We start from the raw sequence: 22,433 nt of genomic DNA, 5'->3' as shown, positions 1-22,433 counted from the left end.
CTGAAGTATGCAGATGGCGCCGCGGTGCCTAGCGTGAACCGGGTCGAGGAAGTTCTCGGCGCGGAGCAATGGAGGCAGGGATGTCGGTAGCAGAGGTCGAAGTTCTCGTCGTCGGCGCGGGCCAGGCCGGCGTGGCGATGAGCGAGCACCTGAGCGCACGCGGCATCCCGCACCTCGTCGTGGAGCGTCACCGCATCGCCGAGCGCTGGCGCACGGGCCGCTGGGACTCGCTCGTCGCCAACGGACCCGCCTGGCACGACCGATTTCCGGGTCTGGAGTTCGACGTCGACCCCGACGCCTTCGCCTCGAAGGATCAGGTCGCCGACTACTTCACCGCCTACGCCGAGAAGATCGCCGCGCCCATCCGGTGCGGCGTCCGCGTGACGGCGGTGCATCGGAACGTGGCGCGGCCCGGGTTCCGCGTCGAGACGTCCGACGGGCCCATCGACGCGCGCTTCGTCGTGGCGGCGACCGGTCCCTTCCAGCGTCCCGTCATCCCGACCGTCGTGCCCGACGACGCCGGGCTGCTCCAGCTGCACTCGAGTTCGTACCGCAACCCGCAGCAGCTGCCCGCGGGCGGCGTGCTGGTGGTCGGGGCGGGGTCGTCGGGTGTGCAGATCGCCGACGAGCTGCGGCGATCGGGGCGGTCCGTCCACCTCGCGGTGGGCCCCCACGACCGGCCCCCGCGCAGCTATCGCGGGCGCGACTTCTGCTGGTGGCTGGGGGTGCTCGGCAAGTGGGATGCCGCTGCACCGCCGCTCGGCGCCGAGCACGTGACGATCGCGGTCAGCGGAGCGCGCGGCGGCCACACCGTCGACTTCCGCGCCCTCGCCGCCGACGGCATCACGCTCGTCGGCCGCGCCCGCGCGTTCGACGACGGCGTCATGCGGTTCGCCCCCGACCTCGGCGAGAACATCGCCAACGGCGACGCCAACTACCTGTCGCTGCTCGACGAGGCCGACGCGCACGTCGCGCGCAACGGGCTCGACCTGCCGGAGGAGCCGGAGGCCCGCGTCCTCGGCCCGGAGCCGGAGGCGGTGACGAACCCGATCCTCGAGCTCGACCTCGAGGCCGCCGGGATCACGTCGATCGTGTGGGCGACCGGTTTCGCCGCCGACTACAGCTGGCTCCACTTCGACGCCTTCGACGAGCGAGGCCGGCCCGTGCAGCAGCGGGGCGTGTCGACCGAGCCGGGCATCTACTTCCTCGGGCTGCCCTGGCAGTCGCGACGCGGGTCGAGCTTCATCTGGGGCGTGTGGCACGACGCGAAGTACCTCGCCGACCAGATCGAGATCCAGCGAAGTTATCTCGCCTACCGCGATCCCGAGACGTCACCTGAGGCGTTGCCCGATGACGCCGTGGTCCTGACCGGAGGTGCATCCTGATGCCCACCCACACCCGCATCCGTCCCTTCAACACCCGCGAGACCTACCCCGAGCAGAACCTCGACAACGATCTCTGCCAGGCCGTCGTCGCGGGCGGGGTCGTGTACCTGCGCGGGCAGATCGGCCAGGACCTCGACACCAGGGAGTCCGTCGGGATCGGCGATGTCGAGGCGCAGGCCGAGAAGGCGATGGCCAACATCGCGATGCTGCTCGACGAGGCCGGCTCGTCGCTCGACGACATCGTCAAGGTCGTCGTCTACCTCGTCGATCCCCGCTACCGCGAACCCGTCTACCGCGTGATGGGGCGGTGGCTGAAGGGCGTCCATCCGGTCTCCACCGGCCTGGTCGTCAGCGCGCTCGCCCGTCCCGAGTGGCTCGTCGAGATCGACGCGACCGCCGTCCTGAGCACGCCGCTCATCGGCGCACCGGCCGACGAGGCCGGCGCATGACGTTCTCGATCGTCGCCCGCGACGCGTCCGGCGCCTTCGGATCGGCCATCTGCTCGTCATCGCCCGCCGTGGCGGCACGCTGCGTGCACCTGGCGGACGGCGTGGGCGCGGTCAACTCGCAGAACATCACCGACCCGAGGCTGGGGCCGCAGCTGCTCGACCGACTCCGCGCCGGACTGTCGGCCACGGACGCGCTCGCGGCGATCGTCGAGGGCACCGACAACATCGCGTCGCGGCAGCTGCTCGTCATCGACGACGCGGGCCGCGCCGCTGCCTACTCCGGACCTCAGGCGCTGGGCGTCTTCGGCGATGCCGTCGGCGACGGCGTCGCCGCCGGCGGCAACATGCTGGCGGGCGCCGGCATCCCCCAGCTCATGATCGACGCCTACCGGCAGACGGCCGGCGACCTGGAGTGGCGGCTCTTGGCCGCGCTCCGCGCCGCGATCGACGAGGGGGGAGAGGCCGGCCCGGTCCATTCCGCCGGCCTCGCGGTCGTGCGGCAGGCGGGATGGCGCGTGACCGACCTGCGCGTCGACTGGGCTGACAGCCCGGTCGACGACCTGGAAGCCCTTGCTGCGGTGTGGATGCCGCAGCGCGACGACTACGTCACGCGAGCGCTGAACCCCGCCGCGGCCCCCTCGTACGGAGTGCCCGGTGATGAGTGACGGGACCTCGGTCGGGATGAAGGATGCCGCAGACGAGGCGGTGGCCGCGGCATCCGCTCGTCTTGTCGCACTGTCGGAGACGCTGCACGCTCATCCCGAGACGGCCTGGGAGGAGCACCGTGCCGCCGCCTGGGTCGGCGATGCCCTGCACGACGCCGGATTCCGCGTCACACCCTCGTACCTCGGATTCGAGACCGCCCTCCTCGCCGAGGCGGGAAGCGGCCCGACGATCATCGGCGTCATGGCGGAGTACGACGCGCTGCCCGGGCTCGGGCACGCCTGCGGTCACAACCTCATCGCCGCGAGCGCCGTGGGCGCGGGGCTGGCGCTCGCGCGGCTCGCGGACGACCTCGGCATCACGGTGCGGGTGTACGGCACGCCCGCCGAAGAAGGCGGCGGCGGCAAGATCGACATGATGGATGCCGGAGCCTTCGGCGACCTCGATCTCGCCATGATGGTGCACCCGGCGCCGGTCGACGTCGCTGAAGCACGCCCGTTCGCGGTGGCCCACAGTCACATCGCGTACGACGGCGTCTCGGCCCACGCAGGCGCCTACCCGGACCAGGGCGTCAACGCCAACGACGCCTTCGTCATCGCCCAGGTCGCCATCGGGATGCTGCGCCAGCAGCTGCCGCCCGACACCCGCGTGCACGGCATCCAGACCGTCGGCGGTGCCGCACCCAACGCGATCCCCGAGCGCACCGAGGGTCGCTGGTACACCCGCGCCACCTCGCTCGACGAGCTCGCCGTGCTCGAGGAGCGCGTGCATCGGTGCTTCGAAGCCGGGGCCCTCGCGACAGGGGCGACCCTGACCATCACGCCCGAGAGCAAGCCCTACGCGGAGTTCCGTACCGATGCGCGAGCGCTCGCCGCGTACCGCGCCAACGCCGAGCGGCGCGGTCGGGTCTTCGCCGACGCCGGGCTCGCGCACCGGATGAACCGGGCATCCACCGACATGGGCAACGTCTCGCAGCTCGTGCCCGCCATCCACCCCTATATCGGCGTCGACTCGCTGCCGTACACGAACCATCAGAAAGAGTTCGCCGCGGCCTGCCTCGGGCCGGCCGCGGAGCGCGCGCTGCTCGACGCCGCGGTGCTGATGGCGTGGACCGCGATCGACGCCTCCGCCGGAGCCCGCCAGGAGGACCAGACATGAGCACGATCGATTGGGCTGCGCGCAGCCGCGAGCTGGCGATCGACGGCCGCGCCGTCATGGACGGGCGCCGTGTCGATGCGGCCGAGGGTGGGACGATCACGGCCGTGAGCCCGGGCTCGCTGCGCCCGCTGGCCGACCTGGCAGCGGGGACCGCGCGCGATGTCGACCTGGCGGTCGCGAGCGCCCGGCGGGCATTCGAGGAGGGCTCCTGGCGTCGCCTCGGCGCCGCCGAGCGCGGCCGCGTCCTGATTCGCCTCGCCGACCTGATGATGAAGCACCTCGACGAGCTCGCCCTGCTCGAGACGCTCGACTCGGGCAAGCCGATCGCGCAGACGCTCACCGTCGACGTGCCCGGCGCCGCCGAGACGTTCCGCTGGTACGGGGAGCTCGCCGACAAGCGATTCGACGAGATTCCGGCCACCCCGCCGGGATCCACCGCACTCGTGCGGCGGGTGCCGTTGGGCGTCGTCGGCGCGATCGTCCCGTGGAACTACCCGCTCGAGATCGCCGCCTGGAAGCTCGCGCCCGCGCTGGCCGCCGGGAACAGCGTGGTGCTCAAGCCGGCGACCGAGACCTCGCTCACGGCACTGCGCCTCGCCGACCTCGCCCTGGAAGCGGGGCTGCCGCCGGGCGTCCTCAACGTCGTGCCGGGGCACGGCGGGACGGCGGGCAGCCGCATGGCGCGGCATCCCGACATCGACGTGCTGGCGTTCACCGGATCGACCGCCGTCGCCAAGCAGCTCATGATCGACGCCGGCAGCTCCAACATGAAGCGGCTCGCGCTCGAGGCGGGCGGCAAGAGCGCCAACGTCGTCTTCGCCGACGCCGACCTGCCTGCGGCGGCGGCGAAGGCGGCGTTCGGAGCGTTCTACAACCAGGGCCAGGTGTGCTCCGCGAACTCGCGCATCCTCGTCCAGCGCGAGGCCCACGACGAGTTCGTCGCTCTGCTGGCCGCGGCATCCCACGACTACGAGCCGAGCGATCCGCTCGCCGGCGCTCCCGGCAACGGGAGCCTCATCAGCAGTGCCCACGCCGACGCGGTCGGCGGGGCGATCGCACGCGCGGCGACCGACGGCACGCTGGTGAGCGGCGGGGACCGGGTCACCATCACGGGCTCCGATGCCTACCTGCGTCCGGCGATCGTCGCCGGGCTGGACGCCGCGCACGAGCTTCACCGCGTGGAGATCTTCGGCCCGCTCGTGGCGGTGCTCGCCTTCGATTCGGAGGAGGAGGCGGTGCGCCTCGCCAACGCGACGGAGTTCGGTCTCGCCGCCTCGCTGTGGACCACGGACTTCTCGCGCGCCCATCGGGTGTCGGAGCAGCTCGTGGCCGGCACCGTCTCGGTGAACACGGTCGACGCGCTCGGGCTGACGACGCCGTTCGGAGGGTTCGGGCAGTCGGGGTTCGGCCGAGACCTTTCACGCCACGCCCTCGACAACTACACCGACTGGAAGACCACCTGGTTCCAGCACGGCTGACGACGCCGGCGGTGCGGCAGAGCGGAGGGTCCGTCGTGATGAGCGGCGCCCGGCCCGCGTTCACCCGAAGCACCCGGTCCCACGAGAGGCACCTCAGTCCTGGTGAAGGTGGTCGCGGTGCTTCTCGGCCTGATGGCGCTTGGTCTGGAGGTCGATCGGACCGGTGACGCTGAGCTCGTCCTCCCAGCACTCGATGCCGGTCACATCGGGCAGGAGCGCGCGGGTGAAGACGGGATCCCGGCCCGCCCGGCGCTGCCCGGTGTAGTCCTTCAGCAGTCGGAACGCGATGCCTGACAACAGGCCGATGGCGATGAGGTTGGTCAACGCCATGAGTCCCATCACGCCGTCCGCGAAGTTCCAGACCAGGTCGGCTCCGGCGACCGAGCCCGCGAGCACCGCGACGACCACGAGGATGCGATAGCCGGTGAGCACCGAGCGGCGCGTGGTGATGAACTCGATGTTCGATTCGCCGTAGTAGTAGTTGCCGAGGATCGACGAGAACGCCAGCAGGAAGATGATGACGCTCAGCGCGATGTTCGACCACTCCCCGAGAGTGCCGACGAGCGCGCCCTGCGTGAGCCCGATCCCGCGCTCGGCGCCGGCGAGATCCGGAACTGAGACGAGGATGATGAAGGCGGTGATGGAGCAGACCAGGAAGGTGTCGAAGTAGACGCCGAGCGTCTGCACGAGTCCCTGCTTGACGGGGTGGGTGACCGCCGCGCTCGCCCCGGCGTTGGGTGCTGAGCCGAGGCCGGCCTCATTCGAGAACATGCCGCGCTTCACGCCGGTCAGCACGATGTAGCCGAACGTCGCGCCCACGACTTCGTTGAATCCCCATGCCTGGGTGAAGATCTCGGCGAACACCGGGCCGATGCGATCGACGTGGAGGCCGACCACCACGAGGCCCAGCAGCAGGTAGGCGAGCGCCATGATCGGCACGAGCAGCTGGGTCACCGACGCGATGCGGCGCACGCCGCCGAAGACCACCAGGCCCGTGAGGAGCGCGATCCCGATGCCGATGCCCCATGGCAGCCACGCCGGTCCGCCGCCGACGCTGGACGTCACGGTCGCGGAGATCGTGTTCGCCTGCAACGAGCTGAAGGCGAAGGGGAAGCAGACGATGAGGATGATCGCGAACCACACCCCGAGCCAGCGGGCCTTGAGACCGCGCTGCATGTAGTACGCCGGTCCGCCCCGGAAGCTGTCGGTGTCGCGCACCTTGAACAGCTGCGCGAGGGAGGACTCGATGAAGCTCGACGCGCCGCCGATGAACGCCATGACCCACATCCAGAAGACAGCCCCCGGGCCGCCCACCGCGATCGCCGTTCCGACGCCGGCGATGTTGCCGACGCCCACGCGCGACGCCGCCGAGATGGTGAACGCCTGGAACGCCGAGACCGACTGCGGTTCGCCGGTCGCGGTGCGCGGGGTCTTGTCCGTGAGAGTCCGGAACATCTCCGGGATCAGGCGGAACTGGACGACTCCCGAGCGGATCGTGAAATACAACCCGAGGAGGACGACGACGGGCAGCACCACCCAGGTCCACAGATTGTCGCCCCAGGTCAGCAGCCACTCGTTCACGTCGTCCATGGTGGTCAGTATGGCGAACGAATGGCGAGGCGGGAGGGATTTGGGCAGGGTCAAGGGGCCACGCGTGCGACCGCGGGGCCCCCTGACATGAGCCGGCTACTGCGCGAACAGCCAGTCGATCATGATGTCGTTGGTGTACGTCGGGATCCACGAGCCGTGGTCGAACAGCGGCGTCGTGCCGGCCGAGAAGGTCGTGAACAGGTGCTTGCTCCCATCGGCCTGCGCGGCCGTCAGCGCGGCGGCTGCGAGCGCTTCCTGCTCGGCATCCGGCAGCAGACCCGACCACTCGCTCCAGGTGACCGGCGCCCCCGCTGCCTGCAGGGCCCGGAAGATGCGGTAGTCGGAACCGGGGGCGTCGTACGCGACGATCGAGTCGTCGACGGAGTGGACGGCCCAGATCGGGAAGTCCGTCAGCTGGGCGACCGCGGCCGCCTCGCTTCCTGCACCGCACACCAGCAGCGCCCCTGCGAACAGATCCGATCGCTGGCCGAGGATGCCCCACGAACCGTACGAGCCCATCGAGAGCCCCGACAGGTATACGCGCGACGGGTCGATGCGCGGGTTCTCGGCGATCGTCTTCTCGATGAGCTCGATGACGGCGGTCTGCATGGCCGGCGACCACCAGGCGCCCTTGCGCGGATCGGTCGGGTCGGCCTGAGGCGACAGCACGAACGCGGCGTGGCGCGCCTGCCGGAGCGGATCCGCGAAGGCGACCGACAGCTGGTTGCCGGCGATCTGCTCGATGTTGCCCGAGCCGCTCTCGCCATAGCCGTGCAGGGTGACGACGAGCGGATAGCTCGACTCCGCGTCCAGCGCAGGGGTGAACATCCGGTACGGCAGGGTCGCGCCCGACTGCGCGGTGTACGACCCGGCCGCGTAGTCGTCGACGATCAGGTCGATCACGTCGTCGTTGACGACGGTGCGTCCGGGGTGGCCGTTGAGCTTCTGCGCTTTCTCTGCGTTGCCCGGGTGCGAGGTGTCTGCCGCCGCGCCGACGACGGAGGCGACCTGCGCGACGGAGTACGACCCGACGAGGTCGAACAGCCGCGTGAATCCGCCCTCGTTGTACGAACCCGCCGCGAGTGGGTCGTTCTCGTCGAGCTCGAGGATGATGAACGACCCGGGCCGTTGGGTGTCGCTGAAGCCCGGGCGATCGCTCGCGTACGCGTCGACGACGGTGCGCGCCCCCTCGAGGGTGGGCGCACCCGGTCGCGCCAATGTCGCCCGGACCGCGAAGGCCGCTTCGTCGACGTCGGCGGTGCCCAGGTCGATCGTCCCGTCGTACTCGAGAGCGAGACCCGTGACCTTGTAGCCGAGGGGGGTGACCTCGGTGATCACGGTCGTGTCGACGATCCGCGGCTGAGGTTCCGATGCCTGGGCGGGGGCGGGTGCCAGCGTGGCGAATGCGACGCCGGCGGCGACGACGGCGCAAGTGCCGAGTCTCCGATTCATGTCTGACTCTTTCGTTGAGTGGTTCCACATCACCGTGGAGCGCGGCGAGACAGCCGCGGTGAAGGCACCATAGCAACGAAAAACGGTCAACGATATGTTTTCTACATTCTTCGACCTGGTCGGCTCCTACACGATGCCTCGGGCAGGATTCGCCAGGCCTTCCCAGAGGCGTCGCAGGCGCGCGCGCATGTCCACTGACTCCGGGTTCAGCAGCCACTGCAGTTGGAGGCCGTCCGCGGCGGCCACGAGCAGGGACGCGAGCTCGGGGGCCGCATAGTCGGTGCGCACCGATCCCTCCGCCTGGCGCTGCGCGATGTCGTCGCTCAGAGCGCCGAGCGTGCGGTCGTAGCGTTCGGTGAAGAAGTCATGCCCGGGCCCGGGCTCGATGGTCCCCTCCGCCGAGAGCAGCACGTACAACCTCACGAGGCCCGGCTCGAGCGAGTTCCAGCCCGCGGCGTCGATCAGGGCGTCGACCGCCCGCGTACCAGGCTCGAAGCGGTCCGCGTCCTTCGCGTGCCGCCATTTGATGACCTCGAGGAAGAGATCGCGCTTGGTGGCGAAGTGGTGCAGCAGCCCGGCCTGGGTCATCCCCGCTTCGCGGGCGACCTCCCGCACCGAGACGCGATCGTAGCCATCCCGCGTGAAGTGGTCCAGCGCGATACGCAGGATCTGCTCCCGCTTCGCTGCACTCTTGGCATACGGCCCGCGCGTCGACATGGCGTCATCGTAGTTCGTCGCCCTCGGCGGTCAGGCGGTGGGTGCGCCGACGGCCTCCTCCACCGTCGCCCGTCGGTAGCGCAGCGTCACGATCTCGAACGGTCGCAGCTCGAGCGTTGTCGATTCCCCGCCCCACGGGTCGTGGGTCGGACGCTCGAGCAGGTCGGTGCGCTCGCAGCCCGCGATCGCGAACAGCGCCGTCACCGTGACGGATCCGCGGCCACCGGCGGACTCGTAGAGCCGGAGGATGACATCGCCCGAGGCATCCTCGGCGAGCTTGACCGTCTCGGCGACGACGGTCGCGCTGCGGATGTCGAAGAGCGCGCCGGCGGGGTGATCGCCGGTGATCTGTCGTACGGGCCGGTTGAGCCGGTAGCCCTCGGCGACGGCATCCCGGATGCCGGCATTCGGCCGCAGCGCGACCCGCAGGGTGTGTGCGCCCTGGTCGGCGACCGGGTCGGGATAGCGGGGCGCCCGGATGAGCGACATCCCGAGCGTCGTGGTGCGGCCGCCCCCTGCCCGCGGCGTCCGCCGGGCGTCGTGCCCGTGGGTGGAGTCGTTGGCCACAGCGACGCCGTACCCCGGCTCGCCGACGTGCACCCACCGATGGGCGCAGAACTCGAAGCGCGCGGCCTCCCACGAGGTGTTCTCGTGCGTGACGCGATGGACGTGGCCGAACTGCGTCTCGGCAGCGGTGACGTCGGCGTGCACATCGATGTCGACGTACAGCTTCAGCAGCTTCTGGCTCTCGTGCCAGTCGATGACCAGCTCGAGGTCGAGCGCGGGCGCAGCCGGCGCCAGCGTGAACTGCTGGGTGACGCGCGACGCTCCGAACGAACGCACGACGTCGACCGTCACCGAGCCGTCGTCGCCGGTGCTCGCGTCGAGGGAATCGGGCGCATCGGCGTCGAGCGGGGTGGCATTGCGGCGGTAGTGGTCGTCGATGTCCCAGGCATCCCACTCGTTGGGGGTGTCGCGGTGCAGCACCAGCCGGTTCGCGGCGCCGCCGGGCGCCACCGCCTCGCGCCCCGAGCCGGCGTCGATGAGCGAGATCACGAGGCCGCGAGCGTCGAAGACCGCGCGCAGCACGCCGTTGTCGACCACGAGCCCGCCGTCGGGCCGACGCTCCCACGTCACGGCGGTTGCCGTCTCGGGGGGCGTGCCGATCGCGAAGGCCTCGACGCCGCCGGCAGTCCCGGAAGCGGAGGCGGGCAGTGGCATCGGGTTGGCGAGGAGCGCGGTCGATCCGGGCCCGACGAGGGCCGCAAGACTGCGCTCGATGAGGGCGGTGAGGTCCCCGCGGATCCGTGCGTGGTCGCGCTCGGCCTCGCGGTGGACCCACGCGATGGAGCTCCCGGGCAGGATGTCGTGGAACTGCAGCAGCAGCACGTTCTCCCACGCCCGTCGCAATTCGTCGTACGGGTACGGCGCGCCCGTCCGCACCGTGGCCGTCGCCGACCACAGCTCGACCTCGTGCAGGAGCTGCTCGCTGCGACGGTTGCCCTGCTTGGTGCGCAGCTGCGAGGTGTAGGTGCCGCGGTGGAGCTCGAGGTACATCTCGCCCGCCCACACCGGCGCGTCCGGATACTCGGCCTCGGCATCCGTGAAGAAGCGGCGCGGTGCGGCGATCTCCACGCGGGGGAGTCCCTCCAGGTCGCGCGACCGCTCGGCCCCGGCCAGCATCTCGCGGGTCGGTCCGCCGCCGCCGTCACCGAACCCGAACGGCACCAGCGAGGTGGTCGCGGCGCCGGCGTCCTTGAAATTGCGCTCGGTGTGCAGCAGCTCGGCGGGCGTCAGCTCGGAGTTGTAGGTATCGGCCGGCGGCAGGTGTGTGAACACGCGCGTGCCGTCGATCCCCTCCCACCAGAACGTGTGGTGGGGCAGCTGATTGACCTGACTCCACGACAGCTTCTGCGTCAGGAACCAGCGGTTGCCGGTGCCGCGGACGATCTGGGGGAGAGCAGCGGAGTAGCCGAAGGAGTCCGGAAGCCAGACCTCTTCGGTCTCGACGCCGAGGCGCTCGCGGAAGAACCGCTTGCCGTGGACGAACTGCCGGATCATCGACTCGCCGCCGGGCATGTTGGTGTCGGACTCGACCCACATGCCGCCGACCGGCACGAATCTTCCCGCCTCCACCTGCTCCCGCACGCGCGCGAACAGCTCGGGGTAGTGCTGCTCGAGCCAGGCGTACTGCTGTGCGGAGGAGGCCGCGAAGACGAATTCCGGATGCCGCTGCATCAGCTCCAGCGCGTTCGAGAAGGTCCGCGCGACCTTGCGGATCGTCTCGCGGGTGGGCCACAGCCATGCCGAGTCGATGTGGGCGTGGCCGACGGCGACGATGCGATGGCTGGACGCGTGCGCGGGGGAGGCGAGGAGCGGTGCGATGGTCTCGCGGGCGAGTGCGGCGGTGCCCGCGACGTCGTCGGGATCGACGACGTCGAGCATCCGCTCGAGGCCGCGCACGATCGTGTGGTGCCGCGGGGAGTCCTGCGGAAGCTCACCGAGCAGACCGCTCAGCACCTGGATGTCCTGCAGCAGCTCCCACGCCGTCTCGTCGCGGCGCACGAGGCCGATGGCACCGAGGCGGTACCGCGCGTCGTCGCCCGACGTCTGCTTGTCGCCCAGCGGCGTCGCCGCGAAGGTCCATTCCCCGGCGAGATCGGGATTGGCGGCCGCCTCGACGTAGAGCGTGAGCTCGTCGGCGTCGGCGCCGACGACTGCGGCGTCGAGCGGCAGGTGGTGACTGCGCGGCGACACCGCCTTGACGATGCTGCCGTCCGGGCGATACGCGAGGCCTTCGACCTGGAAGCCCGGGCGGTCGGCCGTGAAGCCGAGGTCGCAGACGATCTCGGTGTGCTGCGGGCTCCAGCCCTCGGGAAGGCGCCCCGAGATCCGGAACCACGTCGAGCTCCACGCCCGGCCCCAGCTCCAGCCGGCCGGAGTCGCCTCGTACGCGTGATCGACCGCCTCGGCGAACGGGACCGGCTCGTCGGGGACGGACCAGTGCTCGACCCGCAGCGGCTGGAAGTCGGGGTGCACCGCCGGCACGAGCCGTTCCCGGGTGAACCTCCGCAGGCGTGCCTGCACGTGCGACCGGTCGTCGTGCACCTTTGCTCCTCACTCCGAGGGCGTCCGTCTCCGCAGCGGAGTTGCCCGCCGACGAGCGTACATGCAACGCTGTGAGGTAACAACCGGTTTCAAAGGTGTGACATGACGACCATAGCCCTCGTTCTCCCCGGTGGGAGCTATCGCAGCCATGCTCCGCACGAGGCCGAGCCCGTCGCCGCTTGGCTGGCTGGGCTCGGCATCGAAGCGGACATCCTGCGGTACCCCGTGGGGATGCCGCATCCCGCCGCGCACGAGGCGATCGGCGCCCGCATCGCCGAGTCGCGCGACGCCGGCGCCGACCGTGTGCTGCTCGTCGGGTTCTCGGCCGGCGGGCATGCCGCCGGGCTAGCAGCGCTTCGGCCGGCCGACGCGTCCCATCGGGTCGACGGGCTGGTGCTCGGCTACCCTGTTGTGTCACTGGAAACCCACTCTCATCAGGGATCGAGGGAGGTCCTCCTGGGCGACGACGACACGCCGGAACGGCGAGCCGCCCTCTCATTGGAGCGCCTGGTGACCCCTGAGGCGCCGGCATCCTTCCTCTTCCACTCCTTCGACGACCAGAAGGTGCCCGTCGAGCACTCGCTCCTGCTGTCGTCGGCGCTGCAACGAGCGGGAACGCCCCACGAACTCCACCTCTACCCTCTCGGCGGGCACGGCTGTGGCCTCGGTGGCGACCTCGTGCCGTGGACCGGGGCGTGCGCCGCGTGGCTGTCTCGCGAGGGCTGGCTGCCCCAGCATCCCAGTCCGGCTTGACACCAGATCGGTTTCCGGCCAGAGTTGTGAAACCGGTTGAGATTTGTATCGAGATCCGCGTGCCCGCCGAATTGTGCAGGTGCACACCCGAACTACGAAGGAGTAGAGGCAAATGACACAGCAGCGCTGGGTCCGCGTGGGCGGACTCATCACCGGCATCGCCGTCACGGGACTGCTCGTGAGCGGATGCGCGGGCGGCGGCACGCCCTCGTCGACACCGTCGGCCGAGGCGGTGACCTGCGACCCCGACGCTGATGTGACGATCACCGTGGGCGAGCGCCCGACGTCCGACCAGACGGCGAACCTCGAGGCGTGGGAGAACGCGGTCGCGCAGTTCGAGGAGGACCACCCGAACATCACGATCGACGACGAGGAGACGAAGTACGACGTCTCGACGTTCCCGGCCCTTCTCGTCGGGGGAACCCTGCCGACCACCCTGCAGGTGCCGTTCACCGACATCCAGTCGCTGATCGAGCGCGGCCAGGCGGCCGACATCACCGCGTACGTGGAGAACGACGACGTGCTGAGCCAGCTGAACCCGCAGCTGAAGGCCGTCACGGAGGACGCTGACGGCCGCACCTACGGCGTCGTGCGCGCCGCGTACACGATGGGCCTGATCTACGACCGCGCGCTGTTCACTGAGGCCGGGCTCGATCCCGATGCGCCGCCCGCGACGTGGGACGAGGTGCTGGATGCCGCGGCGACGATCACGGAGGAGACGGGACAGACCGGCTTCATCATCCCGACCACCGGCAACACCGGCGGCTGGCTGCTGACCTCGATGTCGTACTCCAACGGCGACCTCGTGGAGGAGGTCGACGGCGACGACACGACCGTGACCCTCGCCACGCCGGGGATGGAGGCGAGCCTGCAGTTCCTGCACGACGTGCGCTGGGAGGAGGAGGCCGCGGGCGCCAACTACCTCTACGACAACAACGCCATCCGCGACGACATCGCCGCCGGCTCCATCGGCCAGAGCCTCAACGGGGCGAACCTGTACAACAGCCTCGTCATCGGCCGAGGCATGCCGAAGGAGGACTTCGGGCTCGCGCCGTTCCCGACCGGCGACGACCCCGCGGGCGTGCTGGGCGGCGGCAACATCCAGTGGTACAACCCCAAGGCCACGCCCGACCAGCTGTGCGCCGCGCTCGAGTGGACGAAGTTCTACTTCCTGAACCGGTACGTCGACGAAGAGGCTGCCGTCACATGGGCCGAGGCGCAGGTCGCGGATGACCTGCCGGTCGGCCTGCCCGAGGTGCCGGTCGTCTCGGACGAGCAGTATCAGACGTACCTGGGCTGGATCGAGCCGTACATCAATGTTCCGCGAGAGAACTACACCGCGTACCTCGACAGCCTGGCGACGGCGACGATCCTGCCTGAGCCCGCCAAGAAGGCGCAGGAGCTCTACGCGGCGCTCGATCCGGTGGTGCAGGCCGTCCTCACCCGCGAGGACGCGGACTTCGACGAGCTGCTGACCTCGGCCCAGACACAGGTCCAGGACCTGGTCGACGCCGGATGATCCGTTCCGGCGGCCGCGGGCAGCCGCGGCCACCGGACGCATCCGGCCCGAGAACATCGACGGGAGACACACCGTGACCGCAACCGCCCCGCCCTTCGTCGGCCGTCCGGCCGACGCGGACGCCGCCGGAAGCCCGCCGCCCCCTGCGCCCCGGCCGCGCCGAGGACCGCGCGCGCGGTTCCTGGTCTGGGTGCGCAACGGCGGCGTGCCGACGCTCGTCATGTTCCTGCCGCTGCTGCTCACGTTCGGCTACTTCGCGTGGTGGCCGATCCTGAAGAGCCTCATCCTGGCGTTCCAGCAGACCGACCTCATCAACGATCCCGCCTGGGTGGGACTGCGCAACTTCGAGCGCGTGCTGGCCGACCCGCTGCTCTGGACGGCCGCGGGCAACACCGTCTGGTTCGCCGTCCTGGCGCTCCTCATCGGCTTCCCGCTGCCGATCCTGATGGCGATGGTGATGGCGGAGCTGCGCCGCAGTCGCCAGATCTCGAGCGTGCTGGTCTACCTGCCCGTCATCATCCCGCCCGTGGTCAGCGTCCTGCTGTGGAAGCAGTTCTACGACCCCTCGTCGTCCGGCCTCTTCAACACCGTGCTCGGCTGGTTCGGACTCGGCCCGATCGGCTGGTTGCAGGACCCGGCGCTCGCGATGCCGAGCATCGTGATCCAGGCGACCTGGGCGACGGCGGGCACCGCCACGATCATCTACCTCGCCGCGCTCATGTCGATCCAGGCAGAGCTCTACGACGCCGCCGAGGTGGACGGGGCGTCGATCCTCCAGCGCACCTGGCATGTGACGCTGCCGCAGCTGCGCAGCGTCATCCTCCTCATGCTCCTCCTGCAGATCATCGGCACCATGCAGGTCTTCACCGACCCGTTCGTCATGACCGGGGGCGGACCCGAGAACCGGACGGTGACACTGCTCATGCTCATCTACAACTACGCCTTCCTGTCGGGCGACTTCGGCAAGGCGACGGCCCTGAGCCTGATGCTCGCCGTGGCGCTCAGCGTGGTCTCGGCGATCTACCTCCGGCTGACGCGGAAATGGAGCGAATCGTGAGCTTCGTCACGACCACGGTCCGCGCGATCGGCAAGAGCAAGGCGGCGGCGAAGGACGCCGACGACCGCACCAACGTCTCGGCCCTCGATCGGTCGCGCCGATCCGTGCGCCTCACGACCCGGATCCTCGCGGTGGTCCTCATCGCCTGCCTGATCGTCGTGTCGTTCGGGCCGCTGCTGTGGCTCTTCAAAGCGGCGCTTTCGACCAGCCAGGACATCCTGAAGTACCCGTTCGAGTGGTGGCCGAGCGGCATCCAATGGCAGAACCTGCCCGACGCGTGGTCGCAGATCCGCATCGGCCAATACCTGCTCAACACGGTCTGGATGGCGGCAGGATGCTGGTTCTTCGGGCTGCTCGTCGCCCTCACGGGCGGCTACGGCATCTCGATCCTCAAGCCTCGCTACGCGAAGGTCGTCAACGCGGGCGTCCTGGCGACCCTGTTCATCCCGGGGGTCGTGTCGCTGATCTCGCTCTACGTCACCATCCTCGACGTGCCGCTGATCGGCGTGAACCTGGTCAACACGTACTGGGCCGTGTGGCTGCCGACCGCGGCCAGCGCCTTCAACGTGCTGCTCGTCGCACGCTTCTTCGACCGCCTGCCGAGGGACGTGTTCGAGGCGGCGAAGATCGACGGCGCCGGCGTCTTCCGGGTGTTCTGGTCGATCGTGCTGCCGATGTCGCGCCCGGTGATCGGCGTGGTGTCGCTCCTGACGATCGTCGGCTCGTGGAAGGAGTTCCTCTGGCCGCTGTTGGTCCTGCCCTCGCCCGATCTGCAGCCGCTCTCGGTCGGGCTCTACCGCGTCAGCGACACCGCGCCGACGAGCCTCCTCATGGCGGGCATGTTCATCTCGGTGATCATCCCCATCGCGCTGTTCCTGATGTTCCAGCGCCAGTTCCTCCGCAGCGCCGGCCAGGCCGGCGCGATCAAGGGGTGACCACGGCGGTCACCCGGATCGGATCACTCCATGTCTCACACGCACCGGCGCATCGTCGCGCCCGCTGCGGCCATGCTGACGGCGTTCGCCATGGTCGTCGGCATCCTGTTCGCCACCCCCTCGCCCGCGCAGGCGAGCCTCACCGAGTCGGACTCGTTCGAAGGCTGGACGACGACCGTGTCGGGCACCCCCGACTTCGTGGTGTCGGCGGACACCGCGGTCGTCCACGACGGAGCAACCTCGGCACGGATCGAGTACGCCACGGCCTACTCGAACAGCTACGTCGACCTCCGGCAGAGCATCCGGGCGACCGGCGGCACCAGTTACGCGATGAGCGCCTGGGTGAAGACGGAGAACCTCTCCTCGTCGGGCGCCGCCTACTTCGTCCTCAGCGGCGACCATTCGCAGCGCGTCGAGCTTCCCGCCGGCACGAGCGGTTGGACGAAGCTCGAGTGGACGTACACCCAGCCGCTGGGCAGCATGACGTTCGTCATGCGCCTGCTGGTGCGCGGGGCGGGCACGGTGTGGGTGGACGACGTGCGGATGACCGCACCGGCGAGCCAGGCCAACCTCGTGATCAACCCGTCGTTCGAGGAGCACGACCCGCCGCCCGGCACGCTGGCCTTCACCGACACCGCTCTCGTCTACGGCGTCGGCGAGGCGCACATCGGCGTGACCACGCTGGCGAGCAGCGTGACCTGGGACGTGCGCGCGTCCTCAGGCCAGCGCATCGACTCCGGCGTCGAAGCGGTCGCCGACGGCGCCGCATCCATCGACCTGGCCGCGCTGCCGGCCGGCTACTACTCGGTCACGATGTCGGTGACGGCTCCGGTCGCTGCCACGCGCAGCGCGACGCTGGCGATCGTCGAGGATGCCGAGCAAGCGGCATCCGCCGATCATCCGGTGGGGCTGGCCGTCCACGTGAACCGGTACTCGGTCGACCAGGTCGACAACCTGATGGGTCCGCTCGGTGCCGGAACTCTCCGCGAGGGCCCGTCCTGGGACACCATCGAGACGTCGCCGGGCGTGTACCAGTTCCCCGCGCACTTCGACGCGCAGCTCGCCGCCGCGAAGACCCGCGGCGAACGGCCGCTGGTCATCCTCGCGTACTTCAGCCGCTGGTACGACGGCGGCAAGACGCCGAGCTCCCCTGAGGGCATCGCGGCTTTCGCGAACTACGCGGCCGCGGCCGCCGAGCACTACGGCTCTGACGTCGACTACGAGATCTACAACGAGTTCAACCACACCTTCAACAACGGCGCGTGCGGCATGACCGCCGCCTGCTACATGGACCTCCTGGTGCCGGCCGCCGCGGCCATCCACACGGCGGCGCCGGGTGCCCGCGTCGTGGGTCCGGTCAGCGCCGGCGCCAAGTGGGACTTCATGGAGGACCTCTTCGCCCTCGGCGCGCTCGAGCACCTCGACGTCGTCAGCTATCACACGTACGACTTCCCGGTGGCCCCGGAGGGCCGCACCGAAGCCGGCGTCGCCACGCTCCGCGCCCTCATCGAGCAGTACGCGCCGGGCTCCGGCATCCCGATCTGGCTCAGCGAGCACGGCTGGACGACGACCACCGGCGGCACCACCGAGCAGCAGCAGGCCGCCTACATCGTGCGGTCGGCCGCGCTCCTCGAAGCCGCGGGCGTCGACCGCGTGGTCTACTACGAGCTGATCGACTCGGGTGCCAATCCTGCCGAGCAGGAGCACAACTTCGGCATCTCGCGACTGCCCACCGACGGCGGCACGGCGCTCACGCCGAAGCCCGCCTACCCCGCACTCGCGGTGTTCAACCGCCTGACCTCCGGTCGCGAGCTCTCGGGCCTGCAACGCCTCGACGGCGCCATCGTGGCGGAGTACACGGATGCCGCGGGCGACGTGCTGCGGATGATATGGGCGACCGGCGAGCCGGTGACGCTGGCGGCGAGCACCGGGAGCGAGGCGCGTCTCGTCAAAGGCGACGGCAGATCATGGCGCGCGCAGCCGAACGGACGCGTCGAGGTCACCGTCGGCGCAAACCCCGTCTACCTGACCGGCACACTCGCGACGCCGACCCGCGTCGCCGACGCGGCCGTCTCCGTGGACACGCCGGACCAGATCCCGCTCGATGGCGCGGCGAGCGTGCCCGTCACGGTGGATCGCGCGGCCCTCGGCGCCACGGGCGACGTGTCGGTCTTCGGGCCGGTCGGCAGCGGCGCGACGCTCACCGGCACCTCCGGCGAGGTGGCCGGCTCGCTGACGCTGGCCCCGATGCGCGAGCTCGGCGCCCACCCCGTCGCGTACACCGTGCGCAGCGGCGACGCGGTCATCGCTTTCGTCGACGACAGCGCGACCGTGGTCGAGAACCCCGTGCTCTCGCTCGGACCGGTCGCCGGCGCGGACGGCGTCGGTCTCGCGCTGACCGTGCAGAATCTCGCCGGAGCGCCGACGACGGGAGTCGACGACATCGCGTGGACCGTCGGGCCGGCATCGGGCACGCAGCCGGCGGTGCAGGTCGACGGCGGCGAGACGGCCGACGTGAAGCTCGATATCGATGCTCTGGCGCCGTGGCAGCCGTACCCCTTCACGGTGAGCGCCACCGCCGGGTCTGAGGGGCGCCGGCTCTCGGGGACGACGGCACTGGCACCGATCGCAGCGGCACCGTCGGACGCGACCCTGGTGGACTGGCGGGACCGCGGCAGGTACGTGCCGCTCAGCGGACCGGTCGCGACCGCCGACGATCTCGGCGGCACCTTCGCCGTGTCGTGGAGCGCCGAAGGACTGCGCGTGCGCGCCGACGTGCAGGATCAGGACCACACGGCCGCGGCGACGGTCGACCGGCTCTGGGCGGGCGATTCCTTGCAGTTCGCCGTCGCCCGAGGGCTGCCCGGCGCCGACCCCGCATCCCGCGTCGAGCTCGGCGCATATCTCGGCGCCGATGGTCCGGGGGTCTACCGCTACACCGCGCCCGTCGGCGTCGTCGACGCCGCAGCCGCCGTCACCCGGGACGGCACGACCACCTCGTACGACCTCACGGTGCCGTGGGACGTGCTCGGCGTCGATCCCGCCGCCGGCGCCTTCTCGTTCTCGATCCTCGTCAACGACAACGACGACGGCACCCGCGAAGGGTTCTACGAATGGGGCAGCGGCATCGGCTCCGGCAAGAACGCGGCGCTGTTCGTGCCGGTCGTCCCGGTTGCGCCGGTCGCCGCCAGATTGGCCGGCATCGAGGTCGACGGCGAGCCGCTCGCCGGCTTCGTGCCCGATCGCACCGACTACACCGTGCCCGCGCTCGCCGGCGGCCCGCTGCCCATCGTCACCGCGACCGCAGACGCCGGCATCGGTGTCGAGGTGACGCAGCCGACGGACGCCCCCGGCCCCGCGACCGTGGTCGCCTCGGCGGATGGCCGGCCGAGCACGACCTACACGATCGCCGTCGAGCGCGTCACGGGCCACGACGCCTCGGTCGAGGCATCCGTCCGCACCACGTGCCTCGGCGAGGGGGTGCAGTACCTCGTCTCGGTGCGCAACACCGCCGAGTTCGCGTCGGATATCCGCGCAACCTCGCCGTTCGCCGACGAGAAGCGATCCGGTGTGCCCGCGGGCGCGACCAGGGTGATCGAACTGCGGTCCACGCAGGCGACAGCGGACGCCGGCAGCGTCCGGGTCGCCGCCTATGTGCCCTACCGCGCACCCGACCGTGCCGCGTCGTACACGACCGTGGAGGTGCCGGTTCCTGCGCGTGACTGCGCGCGCGCCGGCGCCCAGCCAGACCAAGGAGACCTTGAATGACCGCACCGACCCGCTACGCGATCATCGGCACCGGAGGCCGCGCACAGATGTACATCGATGCGCTGACAGGACCGTACGCCGACCGCGCCGCGCTCATCGCGTGGGCGGACCCGAACCCGGGCCGTCTCGACTGGAACGAGCAGCGAGTCCTGGCGGCGGGTCGCCCCGCCCCGGCGCGCATGGATGCGGAGGAGCTGTCGGCCTCCGTCGAGCGGCTCGGCATCGAGCGGGTCATCGTCACCGCACCCGACTTCGCCCACGCCGACCTGGTCGTCGCCGCCCTCCACGGCGGTGCCCACGTGGTGGTCGAGAAGCCGCTGACGACCGATGCGGACGGCGTCCGCCGCATCGCGGAGGCGGTCGAGGCGACCGGACGCGCGGTGACGGTGACCTTCAACTACCGGTATTCACCGCGCAACGCTGCTCTCAAAGGGATCATCGCGAGCGGAGCCATCGGCGAGGTCACCTCGGTGCACTTCGAATGGCTGCTCGACACGTCGCACGGCGCCGACTACTTCCGTCGCTGGCATCGGCAGAAGCACAACTCGGGCGGACTGCTCGTACACAAGTCATCGCACCATTTCGACCTGGTGAACTGGTGGCTCGCGGACCTGCCCGTTCGCGTCTTCGCCAGCGGCGGGCTCCGCTTCTACGGCGCCGAGAACGCGGCGCGACGCGGGCTGGGTGAGAGGCCCGAGCGCGGCTCCGTGGATGCCGGCCGGCGGGATCCGTTCGCGCTGGACCTGCGCGAGCACGAGGTGCTGCGCGGGCTGTACTACGAGCAGGAGCAGTACGACGGGTATCTGCGCGACCGCGACGTGTTCGACGAGGGCATCACGATCGAGGACAACCTCTCGCTGATCGTCGACTACGCGCGCGGCGCGAGCATGACGTACGCGCTCAACGCCCACTCCCCGTGGGAGGGGTACACCGTCGCCGTCAACGGCACCGAGGGGCGCGCAGAGCTGGCGGTGGTCGAGCGCGGTGCCATCCTGCTCGATGGAACCGGGCGGCAGCACGTCGTCGACCCGAGCGCGCGCCCCGAGTCCGTCGCCGATGAGACCGGCCGTCCGGTCGGCGACCGGCTCACGGTGCAGCGGCACTTCGAGGCAGCGCGCGAGGTGGCCATCCCGCATGTTGCCGGCGGACACGGCGGAGCCGACGACGCGCTGCTGCGCGACCTGCTCATCGGGGCGGATGCCGATCCTCTGGGCCAGGCCGCGACCTGGCTGGACGGCGTCCGGGCGATGGCCGTCGGCGTGGCCGGCAACGACTCTCTCGCCGGCGGGGCACCGGTGCTCATCCACGACCTCCCGTTCGGTGCCGCGGCGACGGTTTTCGACACTGCCGAAGCGCGCGACAGCGTCGCTGCCACGGCGGCATCCCGATGACGTGGTTCGACCTTCCGCTCGAGGAGCTCCGGCGCTTCGCTCCGGAGGTCGCCGAACCCGACGACTTCGACCGTTTCTGGGCCGAGACCCTCGGAGAGTCGCGGGCGGCGGGCGGCCCCGTCACACTCGCAGACGCGGACGTGCCGCTGCGCGCCGTCGAAGCGCGCGAGCTGGTCTTCCCCGGATTCGCGGGGGATCCTGTGCGGGCGTGGTACCTCCGCCCCGCGGGAGCGAGCGCCGACCTCCCGGCGGTGGTCGAGTTCCTCGGATACGGCGGCGGGCGAGGGATGCCGCAGCAGCGGCTCACCTGGGCAGCCGCCGGTTTCGCCCACATCGTCATGGACACGCGCGGACAGCCGGCGGCCGACACCGCCGACCCGCATGGTTCGGAGCCCAGTGTGCCGGGGTTCCTGACGCGCGGCATCCCCAACCCCGCGACGTACTACTACCGCCGAGTGTTCACCGACGGCGTCCGGTGCGTGGATGCAGTGCGTGGCCTCGCGGGCATCGACCCTTCCGCCGTCGCGGTCGCCGGCGGAAGTCAGGGCGGCGGCGTCGCGCTCGCCGTCGCGGGACTGCGCGACGATCTGGTGGCCGCGATCGTGGACTACCCGTTCCTCTGCCACTTCCGTCGCGCCATCGGGATGACCGGACGCGAGCCGTACCAGGAAGTCGTTCGCTATCTCGCGATCCATCGCGACCGCGCCGACGCGGTGTTCCACACGCTGTCGTACTTCGACGGCGTCAACTTCGCCCAGCGCGCGATCGCACCGGCGCTCTTCTCGGTTGGTCTGCAGGACCCGGTGTGCCCGCCCTCGACGGTGTTCGCGGCGTACAACCGGCACGCGGCATCCGTGAAAGAGATCGCGACGTTCGAGTTCAACGAGCACGAGGGCGGCGGGGCGGCCCACTGGCCGCGGCAGGTGGGCTTCCTCGAGGAACAGCTGGCAGTCGAGGGTCGCTCCGACCGGGCGTTCCGCGTCCCCGTGCTCGCGGGCTCCGGTCAGTAG

16 protein-coding genes are annotated in these 22,433 nt (G+C 70.5%); 12 read left to right on the top strand and 4 right to left on the bottom strand.

Annotated elements, in window-relative coordinates; translation table 11 throughout:
* Positions 1-80 precede the first annotated feature (80 nt).
* The 5 genes from ACI3KY_RS00135 to ACI3KY_RS00115 are packed head-to-tail and all read left to right on the top strand — an operon-like array spanning position 81 to position 5,133.
* A complete protein-coding gene (locus ACI3KY_RS00135) occupies positions 81-1,385 on the top strand; it encodes a flavin-containing monooxygenase (protein ID WP_404928168.1) in 1,305 nt (434 codons plus the stop codon).
* A complete protein-coding gene (locus ACI3KY_RS00130) occupies positions 1,385-1,834 on the top strand; it encodes a RidA family protein (RefSeq protein ID WP_404928167.1) in 450 nt (149 codons plus the stop codon). The genes ACI3KY_RS00135 and ACI3KY_RS00130 overlap by 1 nt, the downstream gene beginning before the upstream one ends.
* Positions 1,831-2,499: a DUF1028 domain-containing protein gene (locus tag ACI3KY_RS00125; RefSeq protein ID WP_404928166.1), complete on the top strand. Its 669-nt coding sequence runs from the start codon at positions 1,831-1,833 to the stop codon at positions 2,497-2,499. Before ACI3KY_RS00130 ends, ACI3KY_RS00125 begins: the two co-directional genes overlap by 4 nt.
* The gene (locus ACI3KY_RS00120; protein WP_404928165.1) at positions 2,492-3,655 is read left to right on the top strand and encodes a M20 family metallopeptidase; all 1,164 of its coding nucleotides are present in this window, start codon (positions 2,492-2,494) and stop codon (positions 3,653-3,655) included. The genes ACI3KY_RS00125 and ACI3KY_RS00120 overlap by 8 nt, the downstream gene beginning before the upstream one ends.
* The gene (locus ACI3KY_RS00115) at positions 3,652-5,133 is read left to right on the top strand and encodes an aldehyde dehydrogenase family protein (protein ID WP_404928164.1); all 1,482 of its coding nucleotides are present in this window, start codon (positions 3,652-3,654) and stop codon (positions 5,131-5,133) included. The genes ACI3KY_RS00120 and ACI3KY_RS00115 overlap by 4 nt, the downstream gene beginning before the upstream one ends.
* A 93-nt stretch (positions 5,134-5,226) precedes the next feature.
* On the opposite strand, the gene ACI3KY_RS00110 is transcribed toward ACI3KY_RS00115, so the two are convergent.
* From ACI3KY_RS00110 to ACI3KY_RS00095, 4 genes are all read right to left on the bottom strand, one after another.
* On the bottom strand, positions 5,227-6,723 hold the full coding sequence (locus ACI3KY_RS00110; RefSeq protein WP_404928163.1) for an alanine/glycine:cation symporter family protein: 1,497 nt from the start codon (positions 6,721-6,723) through the stop codon (positions 5,227-5,229).
* Between the two features lie 96 nt (positions 6,724-6,819).
* On the bottom strand, positions 6,820-8,175 hold the full coding sequence (locus ACI3KY_RS00105) for a hypothetical protein (protein WP_404928162.1): 1,356 nt from the start codon (positions 8,173-8,175) through the stop codon (positions 6,820-6,822).
* A gap of 126 nt (positions 8,176-8,301) precedes the next feature.
* Entirely contained in the window at positions 8,302-8,892 is a 591-nt protein-coding gene (locus ACI3KY_RS00100; protein ID WP_404928161.1) for a TetR/AcrR family transcriptional regulator, read from the bottom strand.
* A 30-nt stretch (positions 8,893-8,922) separates the two neighbouring features.
* Complete coding sequence (locus tag ACI3KY_RS00095; protein ID WP_404928160.1) at positions 8,923-12,000, bottom strand: alpha-mannosidase; 3,078 nt, start codon at positions 11,998-12,000, stop codon at positions 8,923-8,925.
* A 102-nt stretch (positions 12,001-12,102) separates the two neighbouring features.
* On the opposite strand from ACI3KY_RS00095, the gene ACI3KY_RS00090 reads away from it, so the two are divergent.
* From ACI3KY_RS00090 to ACI3KY_RS00060, 7 genes are all read left to right on the top strand, one after another.
* Complete coding sequence (locus tag ACI3KY_RS00090) at positions 12,103-12,753, top strand: prolyl oligopeptidase family serine peptidase (RefSeq protein ID WP_404928159.1); 651 nt, start codon at positions 12,103-12,105, stop codon at positions 12,751-12,753.
* A gap of 112 nt (positions 12,754-12,865) precedes the next feature.
* The gene (locus tag ACI3KY_RS00085; RefSeq protein ID WP_404928158.1) at positions 12,866-14,272 is read left to right on the top strand and encodes an ABC transporter substrate-binding protein; all 1,407 of its coding nucleotides are present in this window, start codon (positions 12,866-12,868) and stop codon (positions 14,270-14,272) included.
* A 73-nt stretch (positions 14,273-14,345) separates the two neighbouring features.
* Positions 14,346-15,329: a carbohydrate ABC transporter permease gene (locus tag ACI3KY_RS00080; RefSeq protein ID WP_404928157.1), complete on the top strand. Its 984-nt coding sequence runs from the start codon at positions 14,346-14,348 to the stop codon at positions 15,327-15,329.
* Positions 15,326-16,264, top strand: a complete 939-nt coding sequence (locus tag ACI3KY_RS00075; RefSeq protein WP_252787473.1) for a carbohydrate ABC transporter permease — start codon at positions 15,326-15,328, stop codon at positions 16,262-16,264. The genes ACI3KY_RS00080 and ACI3KY_RS00075 overlap by 4 nt, the downstream gene beginning before the upstream one ends.
* A 30-nt stretch (positions 16,265-16,294) precedes the next feature.
* On the top strand, positions 16,295-20,032 hold the full coding sequence (locus ACI3KY_RS00070; RefSeq protein ID WP_404928156.1) for a hypothetical protein: 3,738 nt from the start codon (positions 16,295-16,297) through the stop codon (positions 20,030-20,032).
* Positions 20,029-21,423 (top strand): Gfo/Idh/MocA family protein, encoded by a 1,395-nt coding sequence (locus ACI3KY_RS00065; protein ID WP_404928155.1) that lies wholly within the window; start codon positions 20,029-20,031, stop codon positions 21,421-21,423. Before ACI3KY_RS00070 ends, ACI3KY_RS00065 begins: the two co-directional genes overlap by 4 nt.
* Positions 21,420-22,433 (top strand): acetylxylan esterase, encoded by a 1,014-nt coding sequence (locus tag ACI3KY_RS00060; protein ID WP_404928153.1) that lies wholly within the window; start codon positions 21,420-21,422, stop codon positions 22,431-22,433. The genes ACI3KY_RS00065 and ACI3KY_RS00060 overlap by 4 nt, the downstream gene beginning before the upstream one ends.

This window comes from Microbacterium sp. ZW T2_14, assembly GCF_044987405.1.
Classification (GTDB): Bacteria; Actinomycetota; Actinomycetes; order Actinomycetales; family Microbacteriaceae; genus Microbacterium.
The sequence above is the reverse complement of the archived record's forward strand: the minus strand, read 5'-3'. Positions and strand labels throughout refer to the sequence as shown.